14 protein-coding genes are annotated in these 16,409 nt (G+C 69.9%); 7 read left to right on the top strand and 7 right to left on the bottom strand.

All coding sequences use genetic code 11. The features are described from left to right. Nucleotides 1-340 precede the first annotated feature (340 nt). The 6 genes from AC02VZ_RS11040 to pknB all read left to right on the top strand — a co-directional run bounded on the left by AC02VZ_RS11040 (nt 341) and on the right by pknB (nt 8,519). Nucleotides 341-1,189 (top strand): FhaA domain-containing protein, encoded by an 849-nt coding sequence (locus AC02VZ_RS11040; RefSeq protein ID WP_476475248.1) that lies wholly within the window; start codon nt 341-343, stop codon nt 1,187-1,189. Between the two features lie 10 nt (nt 1,190-1,199). Further along, nucleotides 1,200-1,715 (top strand): FHA domain-containing protein FhaB/FipA, encoded by a 516-nt coding sequence (locus AC02VZ_RS11035; protein ID WP_192233207.1) that lies wholly within the window; start codon nt 1,200-1,202, stop codon nt 1,713-1,715. Nucleotides 1,716-1,856: 141 nt separating this feature from the next. Further along, the gene (locus tag AC02VZ_RS11030) at nt 1,857-3,395 is read left to right on the top strand and encodes a Stp1/IreP family PP2C-type Ser/Thr phosphatase (protein WP_362094081.1); all 1,539 of its coding nucleotides are present in this window, start codon (nt 1,857-1,859) and stop codon (nt 3,393-3,395) included. Nucleotides 3,396-3,422: 27 nt separating this feature from the next. Further along, nucleotides 3,423-4,859, top strand: a complete 1,437-nt coding sequence (locus AC02VZ_RS11025; protein ID WP_432058186.1) for an FtsW/RodA/SpoVE family cell cycle protein — start codon at nt 3,423-3,425, stop codon at nt 4,857-4,859. Beyond that, nucleotides 4,856-6,334, top strand: a complete 1,479-nt coding sequence (locus AC02VZ_RS11020) for a peptidoglycan D,D-transpeptidase FtsI family protein (RefSeq protein WP_476475247.1) — start codon at nt 4,856-4,858, stop codon at nt 6,332-6,334. The genes AC02VZ_RS11025 and AC02VZ_RS11020 overlap by 4 nt, the downstream gene beginning before the upstream one ends. A gap of 169 nt (nt 6,335-6,503) precedes the next feature. Beyond that, entirely contained in the window at nt 6,504-8,519 is a 2,016-nt protein-coding gene (gene pknB, locus AC02VZ_RS11015; RefSeq protein ID WP_432058184.1) for a Stk1 family PASTA domain-containing Ser/Thr kinase, read from the top strand. A gap of 449 nt (nt 8,520-8,968) precedes the next feature. On the opposite strand, the gene AC02VZ_RS11010 is transcribed toward pknB, so the two are convergent. From AC02VZ_RS11010 to AC02VZ_RS10990, 5 genes are all read right to left on the bottom strand, one after another. Then, complete coding sequence (locus AC02VZ_RS11010; RefSeq protein WP_432058183.1) at nt 8,969-9,733, bottom strand: class E sortase; 765 nt, start codon at nt 9,731-9,733, stop codon at nt 8,969-8,971. Between the two features lie 13 nt (nt 9,734-9,746). Continuing rightward, nucleotides 9,747-11,105 carry a class E sortase gene (locus AC02VZ_RS11005; protein ID WP_476475299.1) on the bottom strand — a complete coding sequence of 453 codons (1,359 nt, stop codon included), beginning with the start codon at nt 11,103-11,105 and terminating at the stop codon, nt 9,747-9,749. A 299-nt stretch (nt 11,106-11,404) separates the two neighbouring features. Then, entirely contained in the window at nt 11,405-12,046 is a 642-nt protein-coding gene (locus AC02VZ_RS11000) for an aminodeoxychorismate/anthranilate synthase component II (RefSeq protein ID WP_476475246.1), read from the bottom strand. Beyond that, a complete protein-coding gene (locus tag AC02VZ_RS10995; RefSeq protein ID WP_362094065.1) occupies nt 12,043-12,240 on the bottom strand; it encodes a hypothetical protein in 198 nt (65 codons plus the stop codon). Before AC02VZ_RS10995 ends, AC02VZ_RS11000 begins: the two co-directional genes overlap by 4 nt. Nucleotides 12,241-12,941: 701 nt before the next feature. Continuing rightward, nucleotides 12,942-13,721 (bottom strand): DUF881 domain-containing protein, encoded by a 780-nt coding sequence (locus tag AC02VZ_RS10990; protein WP_476475245.1) that lies wholly within the window; start codon nt 13,719-13,721, stop codon nt 12,942-12,944. 141 nt (nt 13,722-13,862) lie between these two features. On the opposite strand from AC02VZ_RS10990, the gene crgA reads away from it, so the two are divergent. Further along, on the top strand, nt 13,863-14,117 hold the full coding sequence (gene crgA / locus AC02VZ_RS10985; protein ID WP_362094059.1) for a cell division protein CrgA: 255 nt from the start codon (nt 13,863-13,865) through the stop codon (nt 14,115-14,117). A gap of 446 nt (nt 14,118-14,563) precedes the next feature. On the opposite strand, the gene AC02VZ_RS10980 is transcribed toward crgA, so the two are convergent. Further along, nucleotides 14,564-15,457, bottom strand: a complete 894-nt coding sequence (locus tag AC02VZ_RS10980) for a rhomboid family intramembrane serine protease (RefSeq protein WP_432058180.1) — start codon at nt 15,455-15,457, stop codon at nt 14,564-14,566. Nucleotides 15,458-15,567: 110 nt separating this feature from the next. Continuing rightward, a complete protein-coding gene (locus AC02VZ_RS10975; protein ID WP_432058179.1) occupies nt 15,568-16,095 on the bottom strand; it encodes a peptidylprolyl isomerase in 528 nt (175 codons plus the stop codon). Between the last annotated feature and the right edge of the window lie 314 nt (nt 16,096-16,409).

Below are 16,409 nucleotides of genomic sequence, written 5' to 3'. Positions count from 1 at the left end.
AGGACCGGCGACTGCTTCACGTATCAACCTCGTACCGGTCCTCCTCGTCTGCCCAGGAGCCGGGCGGAGTCCACAGCCCGGTGCGGGACACTGGTCTTCGGCCCCCTCTACGATCCATGCAGAAACGGCGCGCACGAGGGCGACAGCAGGGCTGGAGGAGTTCGAAGGGGTGTCCCGGGGGGAACGTCGTCAGGCGTCGACACCCGTCGACGGGGGGTACCAGGGGGAACCAGCCGATCGGGCGGCGCGTGGATACGATCAGTAAGCAGTACCAGGTAAGCAGTGCACGGCACGGTGCACGGGGCAGTACACAGGACGGCAGCGACGGAGGAGGTGCCCCATGGGAGTCCTGAAGAAGTTCGAGCAGCGTCTCGAAGGTCTGGTCAACGGCACCTTCGCCAAGGTGTTCAAGTCCGAGGTGCAGCCCGTGGAGATCGCGGGAGCGCTCCAGCGGGAGTGCGACAACAACGCCACCATCTGGAACCGGGACCGGACCGTCGTCCCCAACGACTTCATCGTCGAACTGAGCACCCCCGACTTCGAGCGGCTCAGCCCGTACTCGGGCCAGCTCGGCGACGAGCTGGCCGGCATGGTGCGCGACTACGCCAAGCAGCAGCGCTACACCTTCATGGGCCCGATCAAGGTCCACCTGGAGAAGGCCGACGACCTCGACACCGGCCTGTACCGGGTGCGCAGCCGCACCCTCGCCTCCTCCGCCAGCCAGGCCCCCGGTGCCCCCGGCGCCGGGCCGGCCCCGGCCGGACGCCCCGGCGGCTACGGCTACCCGCCGGCCGCGGGCGCCCCGCCCATGCCCGCCGCTCCGCCGCCCGGCGGACCGGGCGGCGGCTACGGCTACCCGCAGCCCGCGGGCGGCCAGCGGCCCCCCGCCGCACCCGCGTCCGCCGGACGCACCCGCTACTGGATCGAGATCAACGGCACCCGCCACCAGATCTCCCGCGCCACCCTCGTCCTGGGCCGCAGCACCGAGGCCGACGTGCGGATCGACGACCCCGGCGTATCCCGCCGGCACTGCGAGATCCGGACCGGAACGCCCTCGACGATCCAGGATCTCGGCTCCACCAACGGCATCGTGGTGGACGGGCAGCACACCACCCGCGCTACGCTCCGCGACGGCTCGCGGATCGTCGTGGGCAGCACCACCGTTATCTATAGGCAAGCCGAAGGGTGAAGCGGGGGCAATGTCAGAGCTGACCCTCACGGTCATGCGGCTGGGGTTCCTGGCCGTACTGTGGCTGTTCGTGATCGTGGCCGTGCAGGTCATCCGGAGCGACCTGTTCGGTACGCGGGTCACCCAGCGCGGGGCACGGCGGGAGGCCGGGCGCGCGCAGCAGGCCGGCCGGCAGGCGCCGCCGCAACAGCGCCAGCAGTCCGGCGGCGGTCGCCGGGGAGGCGGTCGGAACGCCCCCACCAAGCTGGTGGTGACCGAGGGCACCCTCACCGGCACCACCGTCGCGCTGCAGGGGCAGACCATCACCCTGGGCCGCGCGCACGACAGCACCATCGTGCTGGACGACGACTACGCCTCCAGCCGTCATGCCAGGATCTACCCGGACCGCGACGGCCAGTGGATCGTCGAGGACCTCGGCTCCACGAACGGCACCTACCTGGACCGGAACCGGCTGACGACTCCCACGCCGATTTCGCTGGGCGCGCCGATCCGCATCGGCAAGACCGTCATCGAGCTGCGGAAGTAGTGCTACACCAATGAATGAGCGCGAGCGGAGCGAGCACGCGTCGTCGGCCCCCACCCAGGGCCGCGGCGCGCTCCCGACCGGAGGGTGGGCAGTGTGGCTCGACACGACCGGCTGTACCCGGAGCCGACTGGCGAGGTGCGCATGAGCCTTTCCCTGCGCTTCGCCGCCGGATCGCACAAGGGGATGATCCGGGAGGGCAACGAGGACTCCGGTTACGCCGGTCCGCGCCTGCTCGCCATCGCCGACGGCATGGGCGGCGCCGCGGCCGGCGAGGTCGCCTCCTCCGAGGCGATCTCCACCATCGTCGCGCTCGACGACGACGTCCCCGGCTCCGACCTGCTCACCTCGCTCGGCACGGCCGTGCAGCGGGCCAACGACCAGCTGCGCATGATGGTCGAGGAGGACCCGCAGCTGGAGGGCATGGGCACCACCCTGACCGCCCTGCTGTGGACCGGCCAGCGGCTCGGCATGGTGCACGTCGGCGACTCCCGCGCCTACCTGCTGCGCGACGGCGTCCTCACCCAGATCACCCAGGACCACACCTGGGTGCAGCGCCTGGTCGACGAGGGCCGGATCACCGAGGAGGAGGCGACCACCCACCCGCAGCGGTCCCTGCTGATGCGGGCCCTGGGCAGCGGCGAGCACGTCGAACCCGACCTGTCGATCCGCGAGGTGCGGGCCGGCGACCGGTACCTGATCTGCTCCGACGGCCTGTCCGGCGTGGTCTCCCACCAGACCCTCGAGGACGCCCTGGCCAGCTACCAGGGCCCCGAGGAGACCGTCCAGAACCTGATCGAGCTGGCCCTGCGCGGCGGCGGCCCCGACAACATCACGGTGATCGTCGCCGACGTCCTCGACCTCGACACCGGGGACACCCTGGCCGGGCAGCTGTCCGACACCCCGGTCGTGGTGGGCGCCGTCGCCGAGAACCAGAGCCAGCTGCACGACAACGGCATCATGCAGACCCCGGCCGGCCGCGCCTCCGGGCTGGGCCGCCGGCGCTCGCAGGGCGGCGGTGAGTTCGGCCCGCCCGGCAGCGGCGACGTGACCGGCTTCATCCCCACCGACGGCTTCGGCTACGGCGACGACGACTTCACCAAGCCGCGCAAGGGCCGCAAGTGGCTCAAGCGGTCCTTCTTCGGCCTGCTCGCCCTCGCCGTCGTCGGCGGCGGCCTGTACGGCGGCTGGCGCTGGACGCAGACGCAGTACTACGTCGGCACCAACGAGGACCACGTGGCGCTGTACCGGGGCATCAGCCAGGACCTGGCGTGGGTGTCGCTCTCGAAGGTCCAGCAGGACCACCCCGAGATCGAACTCAAGTACCTGCCGCCCTACCAGCAGAAGCTGGTCGAGGGCACGATCCCCGAGAACGACCTGGCGGACGCCCGGGCGAAGATCGAGGAGCTGTCGGTGCAGGCCTCCGCCTGCAGGAAGGCGGCCGAGCGGCGCGCCGCCGAGAGCGAGAAGAACGCGAAGACCGGCGAGGGCGAGGCCGGAGGCACCACGGGAACCACTCCCGCCTCCTTCCCGTCCAAGGTCACGCCGACGCCCGACCCCTCGGGGTCGACGAAGGCACCGGAGAAGTCCACGCCCCCGTCCACGACCGCACCTACTCCCAGCCCCGGCCCCAGCCTCTCGGAGGAAGAGCAGAAGGTCGTCTCGCTGTGCGGTAAGCAGTAGGCAAGCCGTGAGAGGCCCTGTCACACGATGAGCAGTACTACCAACCCGTCGGCGCAGCACACGTCCACGATCGGCGCGATCGGCGCCCCGAGCCGGCGCAACACCGAGCTGGCCCTGCTGGTGTTCGCCGTCGTCATCCCGGTCTTCGCCTACGCCAACGTGGGCCTCGCCATCGACGGCTCCGTGCCCTCCGGGCTGCTCGCCTACGGGCTGGGGCTCGGGCTGCTGGCGGGCGTCGGCCACCTCGTGGTGCGCAAGTTCGCCGCGTACGCCGACCCCCTGCTGCTGCCGCTGGCGACCCTGCTGAACGGCCTGGGCCTGGTCGCCATCTGGCGGCTGGACCAGTCCGAGCGGCTGCAGCAGCTGGCCGAGCGGGCCTACGGCGCGTTCAGCCCGTCCGCCCCGAACCAGCTGCTGTACTCGGCCATCGGCGTCGCCCTGTTCGTCGCCGTGCTCATCTTCCTCAAGGACCACCGCATCCTGCAGCGGTACACCTACATCTCGATGGTGGCCGCCCTGGTCCTGCTGCTCCTGCCGCTGGTGCCGGGCCTCGGCGCCGACGTGTTCGGCGCCAAGATCTGGATCCGGGTCGCCGGCTTCTCCATCCAGCCCGGCGAGTTCGCGAAGATCGTCATCGCGATCTTCTTCTCCGGCTACCTCATGGTGAAGCGGGACGCCCTGGCCCTCGCCAGCCGCCGGTTCATGGGCCTGTACCTGCCGCGCGGCCGTGACCTCGGTCCGATCATCACCATCTGGGCGGTCAGCCTCCTCGTCCTCGTCTTCGAGAACGACCTCGGCACCTCCCTGCTGTTCTTCGGGCTGTTCATCGTCATGCTGTACGTCGCCACCGAGCGGACCAGCTGGATCGTCATCGGTCTGCTGATGTCCGCCGCGGGCGCCGTGGGCGTGGCCTCGTTCGCCGGTCACGTGCAGCAGCGCGTCGACGCGTGGCTGGACCCGTTCGGCTGCTACGCGACCTCCGGCGCCTGCGAACAGATCGGCCAGTCGATCATGTCGTTCGGGTCGGGCGGTGTCATGGGCACCGGGCTCGGCCAGGGCAACTCCGACCTGATCGGCTTCGCCGCCAACTCCGACTTCATCTTCGCCACCTTCGGCGAGGAGCTGGGCCTGGCCGGCGTCATGGCGATGCTGCTGCTGTACGCGCTGATCATCGAGCGCGGCGTGCGGACCTCGCTGGCCGCGCGCGACCCGTTCGGCAAGCTGTTCGCGATCGGCCTGTCCGGCGCCTTCGCCCTCCAGGTCTTCGTGGTCGCCGGCGGTGTCATGGGCCTCATCCCGCTGACCGGTATGACCATGCCGTTCCTCGCCTACGGCGGTTCCTCCGTCATCGCCAACTGGGCGCTGATCGGCATCCTGCTGCGCATCAGTGACACCGCCCGACGCCCGGCGCCCGCGCCCGCCACCAACCCAGACGCCGAGATGACCCAGGTGGTCCGACCGTGAACAAGCCCCTGCGCCGCATCGCGATCTTCTGTGGGCTCCTCATGCTCGCCCTGATGATCCGTGACAACTGGCTCCAGTACGTGCAGGCGGACGCCCTGCAGAAGAACGAGAAGAACCGCCGCATCGCCATCGAGCGGTACGCGCAGCCGCGCGGCAACATCATCGTCGACGGCGATCCGATCACCGGGTCGAAGCAGACCTCGGGCAGCGACTTCGAGTACAAGCGCACCTACAAGAACGGCCCGATGTGGGCGCCGGTCACCGGCTACGCCTCGCAGGCCTTCGGCGCGACCCAGCTGGAGAGCATCGAGGACGAGATCCTCACCGGCAACGCCGACCAGCTGTTCTTCCGCAACACCCTCGACATGCTGACCGGCAAGAAGAAGCAGGGCGGCAACGTCGTCACCACGCTCAACTCCGCCGCGCAGAAGGCCGCCTACGAGGGGCTGAAGCGGCAGGGCGGCAAGGGCGCCGTCGCCGCCATCGAGCCGTCCACCGGCAAGATCCTCGCCCTCGCCTCCTACCCGTCCTACGACCCGTCGTCCTTCGCCGGCAACTCCACCACGACGGACACCGAGGCCTGGCAGAAGCTGCAGAAGAAGAACAACCCCGACGACCCGATGCTCAACCGGGCGCTGCGCGAGGTCTACCCGCCCGGATCGACCTTCAAGGTCGTCACCGCGGCCGCGGCCCTGGAGCACGGCCTGTACACGGATGCCGACTCCAAGACGGACACGCCCCTGCCGTGGGTCATGACCGGCACCCGCACCGAGCTGAAGAACGACGGCAACCTGCCCTGCAAGGACGCCAGCCTGCGCGAGGCCCTCCGGGTCTCCTGCAACACGGTCTTCGGCAAGATCGGCGCCGACCTCGGCAACGACAAGATGCTGGAGACGGCCGAGAAGTTCGGCTTCAACGAGGAGCAGTTCACCCCGGTCCGCGCCAACGCCTCCGTCTTCTCCGACGACATGGAGCCCTCGCAGGTGGCGCTGTCCTCCATCGGCCAGTTCAACACCGCGACCACCCCGCTGCAGATGGCCATGGTCACCGCGGCCATCGCCAACAACGGCTCGATGATGCAGCCCTACATGGTCGACGCGCTGCAGGCGCCCAGCCTGGACACGGTCGAGAAGACCAAGCCGGAGGAGCTGAGCCGGCCCATGTCGGCGAAGAACGCGCAGATCCTCCAGTCGATGATGGAGACCGTCGTCGAGAAGGGCACCGGCGGCAACGCCCGCATCCCGAACGTCACCGTCGGCGGCAAGACCGGCACCGCCCAGCACGGTGTCGCCAACAGCAAGAACCCCTACGCGTGGTTCATCTCCTACGCCAAGACCGGTGACGGAAGCTCCCCGGTCGCGGTGGCCGTCGTGATCGAGGACGACGACGCCGTGCGCGGCGACATCTCCGGTGGCGGACTCGCCGCTCCGATCGCCAAGGACGTGATGGAGGCGGTCATCAAGGGCAAGCAGTGACACCGGTCACGTCCGCTTCACATCGGTGCACGTTGCGGTACCGGTCCTGTATCGGCTGACGCACTTGGCCGGGTCACACAAAACGAGCCGGGTACGGTAGGCCCGGAACGCAGCCTCCGGCGGCACCCACGTGCCGGTCGGGACCCACGGAGAGGGCTGGTAGGTAGCTATGGAAGAGCCGCGTCGCCTCGGCGGCCGGTACGAACTGGGCCAGGTGCTCGGCCGCGGTGGCATGGCGGAGGTCTACCTCGCGCATGACACCCGTCTCGGCCGCACCGTGGCGGTGAAGACGCTGCGCGCGGACCTCGCGCGCGACCCGTCCTTCCAGGCCCGGTTCCGCCGGGAGGCCCAGTCGGCCGCCTCGCTCAACCATCCCGCGATCGTCGCGGTCTACGACACGGGTGAGGACTACATCGACGGGGTCTCCATCCCGTACATCGTGATGGAGTACGTCGACGGTTCCACCCTGCGTGAGCTCCTCCACAGTGGCCGCAAGCTGCTGCCGGAGCGGACGCTGGAGATGACGATCGGCATCCTCCAGGCCCTGGAGTACTCGCACCGCGCGGGCATCGTGCACCGCGACATCAAGCCGGCCAACGTCATGCTGACGCGGAACGGCCAGGTCAAGGTCATGGACTTCGGCATCGCCCGCGCCATGGGCGACTCCGGCATGACGATGACCCAGACCTCCGCCGTGATCGGCACCGCCCAGTACCTCTCCCCGGAACAGGCCAAAGGCGAACAGGTCGACGCCCGCTCCGACCTCTACTCCACCGGCTGCCTGCTGTACGAGCTGCTGACCGTCCGCCCGCCGTTCGTGGGCGACTCCCCGGTCGCCGTGGCCTACCAGCACGTGCGCGAGGAACCGCAGGCGCCCAGCGTCTTCGACCCCGAGATCACGCCAGAAATGGACGCCATCGTCCTGAAGGCCCTGGTCAAGGACCCGGACTACCGCTACCAGTCGGCCGACGAGATGCGCGCCGACATCGAGGCGTGCCTGGACGGCCAGCCGGTCGCGGCCGCCGCGGCCCTCGGCTCCGCGGGATACGGCGGCTACCCGGACGACCAGCCGACGACGGCCCTGCGCCAGGACGCCGGCAGCGCCGCGGCCACCTCGATGCTGCCGCCCATGAACGCGGACGACGGCGGCTACGGCTACGACGACCGCCAGGGGCGCCGCCGCCAGCCGAAGAAGAACAACACCTCGACGATCCTGCTGGTCGCGGCGGGCATCCTGGTCCTGGTCGGCGCCATCCTGATCGGCCGCCTGGCCTTCGGCGGCGACGGAGGGGTGGGCAACGACAACATCGAGGTCCCGAACTTCATAGGTGAGACGAAGAAGAACGCGGAGCGGCTGGCCGAGAACGGCGAGCTGAAACTCAGCTTCACGTCGAAGCCCTGCGAGAGCGAGAGCAAGGGCAACATCTGCGACCAGACCCCGAAGGCGGGCACCAAGGTCGAGAAGGAATCCACCGTCGAACTGGTGGTGTCGACCGGCGCGCCGAAGGTGGCGGTGCCGAGCGTGATCGGCCTGAGCCTGGAGGACGCCACCTCCAAGCTGGAGGGCGACGACTACCAGTTCAAGATCGAGACCAAGTCGCGGGTGTCCACGGAGGAGCCGAACAGCGTCCTCGAGCAGGACCCGACCTCCGGCAAGGAGGTGGAGAAGGGCTCGACGATCACCCTGGTGGTCGCCAAGGAGCAGGAGAAGTCGACCGTCCCGGACGTCCTCGGCAAGTCCTGCGACGAGGCGAAGACCCAGATGTCGGCCAACGACCTGGTGGGCAACTGCACCGAGCAGGAGACCGACGACCCCAACCAGGTGGGCAAGGTCATCTCGACCACGCCGGGGCCCAACTCCTCCGCCGACAAGGGCTCCCAGGTCTCCATCGTCATCGGCAAGGCGAAGCAGGAGGAGGACAAGTTCGCCATGCCGCGCGTCACGCAGATGACGGTCGGCCAGGCCAAGCAGGTCCTCGCCCAGGCCGGACTCCAACTGGAGCGGGTCCAGGGCACGGACGACGACAACGCCGTGGTCGTCGGGAGCAACCCGCAGGAGGGCCAGGAGGTCAAGAAGGGCGACAAGGTCGTGCTGATCGCCATCGGCGGCCAACAGGGCGGGAACAACGGCGGCAACAACGGAGGCATCTTCGGCGGCCTCACGGGCGGCCCCCGGGACGACTGAGGCCGCGCCGCCACGGCACGAACGGTGTGACGGAGCCCCGGTTCCTCCTCAGGGAGGGGCCGGGGCTCCGTCGTGGGTGGGCGTCCGCCGGGGCGCGGGGGTGGGTCGTGACACGGAGGTGGTCGTGGCGGGGGGCGCGGGGCGGGGCAGGGGCAAGGGCAGGATTCGGGGTCCCGGGGCAGCAGGCGGGGGCGGCAGGGCGGCACGGCCGGGGGACGACGGCAAGGGGCACTGCGGAGGAGGGCAGCGGGGCGGCTCCGGGCACCCCGGGGGCCGCTGCGGGGGTCCGCTGCGCGGTGGCCGCCAGGTGGGGGGCGGAGATGCGTCACGGTGGTCGGCGGAGGGCCGCGTGGCGGGGTCCGGCGTGGCGGAGGTGGGCCGCGGTGCACGGCGGGCAGAGGGGATGCGTCACGGTGGCCGGTGAGAGGCTCCCGGCCGCGGCGGCGTCGTCAGCGCAGTTCCGCCGGCGGCGTGCGCCGGTCGTCGACCTTCTCGGTGCGGACCAGTTCGCCCCAGACCACGTAGCGGTACTTGCTCGTGTACACGGGGGTGCAGGTCGTCAGGGTGATGTAGTGGCCGGGCTTCTTGGCGCCGGACTCCTTCGGGACCGGGGCGAGGACCTCGACGTTGTACTTCGAGGTCTCGGGGAGCACCGCGTAGGTCTTGTAGACGTACCAGGTGTCCTTCGTCTCGAAGACGATCGCGTCACCCTTGCCGATCCGGTGGATCCCGTGGAACTTCGCCCCGTGACCGTCGCGGTGCGCGGCGAGCGAGAAGTTGCCCTTCTTGCCGGACGTCGGCAGCGTCGCCTTGACCGGGTCGGTGTAGTAGCCGGCCACGCCGTCGTTGAGGACCTTCATCGACGTGCCCTTCTCGACGAGGATCTCGTCGTCGCTCATCGCGGGCACGTGCAGGAAGCCGATGCCGGCCTTGCTGTCGAAGGAGACCGGGCCGCCGGCTCCCTCTCCGGACTCCCGGGCCCAGGTGTCGCGCACCTTGTCGGCCTGCTCGCCGGCGGCCCGGTCGGCGACGACGTTCGTCCACCACAGCGAGTAGACGACGAACAGGCCGAGCACCAGTCCGGTGGTGATGAGGAGTTCCCCGAAGACGCTGACCACCGTCGCGAAGGGGCCCATGCGGCGGCGGGCCGGGCGCTGCCGTGACCGGGACACGGCGGCGGTCTGCTGTTCGGTGTCGTCGGTGGTCGCTGCCACGTTTCCTCTGCCCCTAGTTGACGAGCGCATCCGGCTTGCCCTTGCTGCGCGGCCGTTCCTCGGCCATCTTGCCCCAGACGATCATGCGGTACTTGCTGGTGAACTCGGGCGTGCAGGTGGTCAGCGTGATGTACCGGCCGGGTTCGGTGAAGCCGGAGCCCTTCGGGACGGGTTCCAGGACACTGATGTTGCTCGGTGAGGTCACCGGCAGGATCGACTTCATCTCGTAGACGAAGTACGTGTCCTGCGTCTCCACGACGATGGGGTCGCCGGGCTCCAGCCGGTTGATGTACCGGAAGGGCTCCCCGTGGGTGTTCCGGTGACCGGCGAGCCCGAAGTTGCCGGTCTTGTCCTCGGGCATCGCCGTCTTCAGGGCACCCTCGGCGTAGTGGCCGACCATGCCCCGGTCCAGCACCTTCTTGCTGTTGATGCCCTCGGCGATGGGCACGACCACGTCCAGCTTGGGCATGTGCAGCAACGCGAAGCCCTGCCCCGGCTCGAAGGCCCCCGGGCTCCGCTTGCCGTTCGCCCAGTCGCTCTGGAGGTCGCTGACCTCCTTGCCCGCCTGGGCCTGCGCCTGCACGTTCGTCCACCACAGTTGGTAGGTGACGAACAGCAGCATGAGCACGCCGAAGGTGATGAACACCTCGCCGATCGCCCGGCTCGCGACCACCGCCGGGCCGGGCCTGCTCGCCTTCGCCCGCCGGCGCGCCTCGACGCGCGACAGGGGTGCCTGCCGCCCCCCTGAACCCCGGGATGCCTCGTCCGGCGCCTCGTCGTCCCCGGTCGGCCCCCCGCGGCGGCCCTGCCCCCGCCTGGCGGCCTTCCTGCGGGCCGCACGGCCGCCGACCTCCTCACCGTCGAGGTGCGCAGCCGTCGAGGCTTCCTCGCGGGGGCGGGGTTCCGGCGGGTCGAGGACGCGCAGGGCGACCGTCTCGTCGTCGGCCGGCGGCAGGTACGCCGTCTCCGCGGCGGGCCCGTCGGCCGGCGCACCACCGTGGGCGGGACGGCCGCGGGGCGCCTCCCCGTACCCGGGGGTACCGGCCGGACCACCGGTGAACGCCGCTCCCCCGTAGGCCGTCGCCCCGTCGTAGGACGGTCCGTCGTAGGAGGAGCCGCCGTGGGACGGTCCGTCGTAGGCGGCACCGCCGTAGGAGGCCGCATCGTAGGCCGCCCTGTCGTGGTGTGCGGCGTCCTGAGGCGCCGCGCCATGAGGTGCTCCGCCGTACGGCGGGGCTCCCGGGGCGGGGGCATAGGCCGTCGTCGCGTCGGGCGGGGCCTGGCCGTACGCACCGTGGTCGAGCGCGCCCGCGCCCTGGGGGAGACCGCCGGAGGCTTGTTGTCCCTGGTATCCGTCCCCGCCGCCGTACATGTCCCGGTAGGCGCCCCCGCTGTAGGCGTCCCCGGGCTGGGGAGCGGAGGCGTGGTAGGGCGGAGCGGAGCCGTGGTGCCGGGCGGCGGGCCCGGCGTAGGTGCCCTCGCCGTAGGACGTGCCGCCGTTGACGTTCTGCGGGACGTCTCCGTACCAGCCGCCGTCCCCGACCACGCCGTGTGCCCCGTACGGCTCCTGCCCGTACGGGGACCCCTGCCCGCCGCCGGAGCCGTAGGAGGAGCCGTCGGTGAACGACTCCCCGTACTCGGCACCGGATTCGCGCTCGGGGCGCAGCGCGGTCACGCCGTGGACCTGCCCACGACGGGGGCGAGCCCCGCCGACCTCGCCACCGCGTCCGGGTCACCGCACTCCGTCAGCCAGTTGGCGAGCATCCGGTGGCCGTGCTCGGTGAGCACCGACTCGGGGTGGAACTGCACACCCTCGACCGGCAGTTCACGGTGGCGCAGACCCATGACGATGCCGTCGGGCGTCCTCGCGGTCACCTCCAGCTCCGCCGGAACCGTGGTCGGCTCCGCGGCCAGTGAGTGGTACCGGGTCGCCGTGAACGGGGAGGGCAGGCCCGCGAAGACGCCCTTCCCCTCGTGCGTGACGGGCGAGGTCTTGCCGTGCAGCAGTTCGGGGGCCCGGTTCACGACGCCCCCGTAGGCCACCTGCATGGCCTGCATGCCGAGGCAGACGCCGAACACCGGCACGCCGGTCGCGGCGCAGTGGCGCACCATCTCGATGCAGACACCGGCCCGCTCGGGGGTGCCGGGGCCGGGGGAGAGCAGCACGCCGTCGAAGCCTCCCCCACGCACGTGCGCGGTCGAGACCTCGTCGTTGCGCAGGACCTCGCACTCGGCGCCCAGTTGGTACAGGTACTGGACCAGGTTGAAGACGAAGCTGTCGTAGTTGTCGACGACGAGAATGCGCGCGCTCACTGGTTGTCCACCGTCACATCGTTGAAGGGCAGCAGCGGCTCGGCCCAGGGGAAGACGTACTCGAAGAGGACGTAGACCACGGCGATGATCAGCAGGAGCGAGATGAGTGCGCGCACCCACCCGTTCCCCGGCAGATGTCGCCAGATCCAGCTGTACATGCCGTCCCTTCCGTCGTACCACGGCACCAGACTCACGCCGTACGCCACCAGACTAACGGCGCGACCCCTCCGGTTTCCCGGCCTCCAGGGCAGAGCTGCGCCCAACTGCGCCCGGCGACCGGAGGGTGAGCCGTGTGAGCCGTGCCCCCGTTCCGTGATCACGTCGTCCGTTGTCGGCCGGCGCCTCGGCTGCTGTTACCCGGACATACGTGATGCGGGGGCGATTGCCTCGATGTCGGAGCCGGTTTTCGAGCGGAGCCCGCGTCGCAGTCCCGTGGAGGGACCCCGTCGTCGAGTCCGTGAGCATCGCGACGTCACCCGGCCCGGGCTGGGCCGGGCGGGGCTGGGCTGAGCTGAGTCGGGCCGGGCGGGGCCCGGCTGGGCTGGGCCCGGGTCGGGTGCGTGGGGATCAGCAAGGTGCGGTGACGGCTAGCCACAGAGAAGGTGGCCCCGCGCGGCGGGCCGGACCCGCGTCCGCCTCATGCCGCCGGGTCCTCCCCAGTCGACCGGCGGAGTCGGCCCGGCGGCGGCCGTGCTCGCGGCCAGGTGCTCGACCATTCCCTCGACCCGCGGCTGTTTCACGTGAAACCACGGCACGTGGAGAAGGACGAGCCGAGCTACAGGACGACCGGCGCTACCGGGGCGCCTCGCACCGCACGCCAACCGCTCCGACGGTCACGCACCCCGGCGGTGACCCGCTGCCCGACGTCGCGCGAGGAGGTCACCGCACGCGACGCTCACTCCACGGGCTTCGCGTAGTGCAGGTCCACCGTGCCCGCATAGCCGGGGAGGGTCACCGTGCCCTTGTCCTCGACCTTCCAGCCGAGCCCGTAGACGTTGACGTACACCATGTAGTTCTGGATCGCCGGGGAAGCGGTGAGGGCGTCCCGGAGCTTGTCCGGGTCACCGACCGCGGTGATCGTGTACGGGGGTGAGTAGACGCGGCCCTGCAGGATCAGGGTGTTGCCCACGCAGCGGACGGCGCTGGTGGAGATCAGCCGCTGGTCCATGACCTGGATGCCCTCGGCGCCGCCCTGCCACATCGCGTTCACCACGGCCTGGAGGTCCTGCTGGTGGATGACCAGGTAGTCGGGCTGCGGCTCCGGGTATCCGGGGAGCTTGGCGGTGGCGTCCGGCGGGGCGTCGTTGAGCGTGACGGTGATCGCCTCGCCCTTCAGCTTCTGTGTGCCTGCCCGCTTCTCCAGGGCGGTGAGACGGTCGTCATCGGCCTTGGTGCTGCCGTCGTCCCGCTCGGCGAGGGCTTCCACGTCCTTGCGCAGCGCGGCGTTGGAGTCGTCCAGCTGCCCGTTCCGGAGGCTGCGCTCGTGCACGAGGTCGGAGAGCTTCAGCAGGGAGGCGTCGGTGCGGATGTTGGTGCCCTTGGCCGTGTTGAAGCTCGTGAAGAAGATGAGGCCGGCGAGGGCGAAGACACCCGCGGTGAGTGTCCGCACGGGCCGGAAGCGGCGTCGGCGGACAGGACTGGATTCCGAACCCGGGGAGTAGGCAGAATTGCTCAACGTACCCTTATCTCCTTCGGCGCCGCGGAAGCACTACGCTAACGGACGCCCGGGGGAGCCCTCAGAGTCCCCTTGTACGCTGCTTTGAGCCCGACCCAGTTCCCTGCGCGGCCACGCAGCGCATCGACAGGAGAGACCCTCGTGCCGAAGTCACGTATCCGCAAGAAGGCCGACTACACGCCGCCGCCCGCGAAGCAGACGACCGCGCTGAAGATGAACAGCCGCGGCTGGGTCGCGCCCGTGATGCTGAGCCTGTTCGCCATCGGTCTGGCCTGGATCGTCGTCTTCTACGTCACGGACAGCAGGCTTCCGATCGAGTCCCTGGGCAACTTCAACATCGTCGTGGGCTTCGGCTTCATCGCCGCCGGATTCGGCGTCTCCACCCAGTGGAAGTAGCACGCGCCGCCGCCTGAGGGGGCCCTGCCCGGACCGCTCCGCAGCTCTGGGCAGGGCTATCCACCGAGTTATCCACAGGCCTTTCCACAGCGTGGGGAAAAGAACGACGATCTGTGGATAACCCATCGGACGTTGACGCCGGTGTGACAGAACCACCGGCAATCGAAAACCTGTTCACCCGTGCGCTGACCTGCGGAAACTCTGCCCGGTGACAGGAGGCACAGATGTTCCCGCACACTGTGCACAAGATCCGCCACCCACTGTGGACAACGTCACCTTCCCGGTGATACCGACGGCCCACAGCTCGGCGCCCGGGTAACCGACGCCCACCTGTGGATCTGATGAACGGCATGGGGCAGGTCCAGGGCAGGCGCAGAGCACCGGGCCCCTCGCCGCGACCGGCGTCGGAGGATCCCGCCCAGGGCCGGGCGGCCCCTCCCGAACGATCAGATCAGCTGAGACGTTCTCACGAGGGTCATGACGACGACGACGGCCAGTACCAGCGCACAGGTGCCGTACTGGATCACCGTCCGCTTCGAGCGCGGGGCGTGGATCATGGCGTACCCCATCACGACACCGGCGACGAGGCCGCCGAGGTGGGCCTGCCAGGCGATGTTGAACCCGGGGCTGAAGGTGATGATCAGGTTGATCACCAGCAGCGCGATGATCGGCCGCATGTCGTAGTTCAGCCGGCGCATCAGCACGGCGGTGGCACCGAACAGTCCGAAGACCGCCCCGGAGGCACCGAGCGAGGGCTGGTTCGGCGCGGCGATCAGATAGCTCAGCGCACTGCCCGCGAGGCCCGACACCAGGTAGAGGGTCAGGTAGCGGGCTCTGCCGAGCGCGGCTTCGAGGGGGCCGCCGATCCACCACAGGCTCAGCATGTTGAAGATGATGTGGATGTAGCTGCCGTGCAGGAACATCGAGGTCAGCAGTCGGTAGTACTGCCCCTCCGCCACACCCTCCAGCGTGCCGAGGTGGGGCACGAAGGCCCGGCCGATGAGGTCGAAGCGGTCGGTGAAGGTGTCCCCGACCGACAACTGGACCAGGAAGGCTGCCAGGCAGATCCCGATGAGGATCTTGGTGACCAGCCTGGGGTCCGCCGTGACCGTGCCCCCGGCGATCGTCCGCGGCACCGACGCGCTCGGGGCGTGTCCGGTGCCCGACCCCCCGCGGACGCATTCGGGGCACTGGAAACCGACCGCCGCGTCGACCATGCACTCGGGACAGATCGGCCGGTCGCATCGGGTGCAGCGGACGCCGGTCTCGCGGTCCGGGTGGCGATAGCAGGAGGGGACGCTGTGGGCGTCCCGCGGGCTGCCGGCAGCCTGGTCGTCCATGGAATCCCCTCGGTCGTCAAAAAAACCAGCCCCGCCCATCCTTACGGACGAGCGGGGCGATTGGTTCCCCGCGGGCGATCTCGCTCGCCTGAGGTTCCGGGCCGAGCGGCTCAGCCCTCGCGGATCTCGACCGACTCGATGACCACGTCGTTCAGCGGACGGTCCGTGCGCGGGTTGGTCTGCACGGCGGCGATGGTGTCCACGACCTTCTGGCTGGCCGCGTCGGTGACCTCACCGAAGATGGTGTGCTTGCGGGTCAGCCACGCCGTCGGGGAGACGGTGATGAAGAACTGCGAGCCGTTGGTGCCCGGCCCCGCGTTGGCCATGGCCAGCAGGTAGGGCTTGTCGAAGCGGAGGTCCGGGTGGAACTCGTCCTCGAACTGGTAGCCGGGGCCGCCGGTGCCGTTGCCCAGCGGGTCACCGCCCTGAATCATGAATCCGCTGATCACCCGGTGGAAAACCGTGCCGTCGTAGAGCTTGTCCGTCGACTTGGCACCGGTCTGGGGGTGCGTCCACTCCCGCTCGCCCTTGGCGAGCTCGACGAAGTTCTTGACCGTCTTCGGCGCCTGGTTCGGGAAGAGCCGAACCTCGATGTTGCCGTGGTTGGTCTTCAGGGTGGCGTAGAGCTGCTCAGCCACGATGTGCCTTCCGTTGTCTTTCGGTGACCCCCCGATCCTCGCACGGACCGGGTCCCGTAGGGCGTCCGGCGCCCGTTCACGTGCCACGCCGGTGCCGTACACCCGCGTACATCCTTCGGGAAGTCCGGCGAGTGTGCGCCCGACAGGCGCGCAGCGCGGCGATCCGTGGCATCGTCGCCCACAAGCCCCTTGAATGACCGCTTCGTCCTCTATCGCATTCGATCCGCTGCACCGGCAACGGCACCGGCACCCGTATGCCCGTCCGCGCATGCCCGACGGCCGCGCGCGATGCATGATCCGTAAAAGGGTGGAAA

The sequence above is a fragment of the Streptomyces sp. 3-6 genome, from assembly GCF_056323165.1.
The sequence above is the reverse complement of the archived record's forward strand: the minus strand, read 5'-3'. Positions and strand labels throughout refer to the sequence as shown.

What these genes read in the sequence shown, in the direction of transcription:
- AC02VZ_RS11040 (WP_476475248.1), top strand. Translation starts at nt 341, where the DNA reads ATGGGAGTCCTGAAGAAGTTCGAGCAGCGTCTCGAAGGTCTGGTCAAC.
- AC02VZ_RS11035 (WP_192233207.1), top strand. Translation starts at nt 1,200, where the DNA reads ATGTCAGAGCTGACCCTCACGGTCATGCGGCTGGGGTTCCTGGCCGTA.
- AC02VZ_RS11030 (WP_362094081.1), top strand. Translation starts at nt 1,857, where the DNA reads ATGAGCCTTTCCCTGCGCTTCGCCGCCGGATCGCACAAGGGGATGATC.
- AC02VZ_RS11025 (WP_432058186.1), top strand. Translation starts at nt 3,423, where the DNA reads ATGAGCAGTACTACCAACCCGTCGGCGCAGCACACGTCCACGATCGGC.
- pknB (WP_432058184.1), top strand. Translation starts at nt 6,504, where the DNA reads ATGGAAGAGCCGCGTCGCCTCGGCGGCCGGTACGAACTGGGCCAGGTG.
- AC02VZ_RS11005 (WP_476475299.1), bottom strand. Translation starts at nt 11,105, where the DNA reads ATGTACGGCGGCGGGGACGGATACCAGGGACAACAAGCCTCCGGCGGT.
- AC02VZ_RS10980 (WP_432058180.1), bottom strand. Translation starts at nt 15,457, where the DNA reads ATGGACGACCAGGCTGCCGGCAGCCCGCGGGACGCCCACAGCGTCCCC.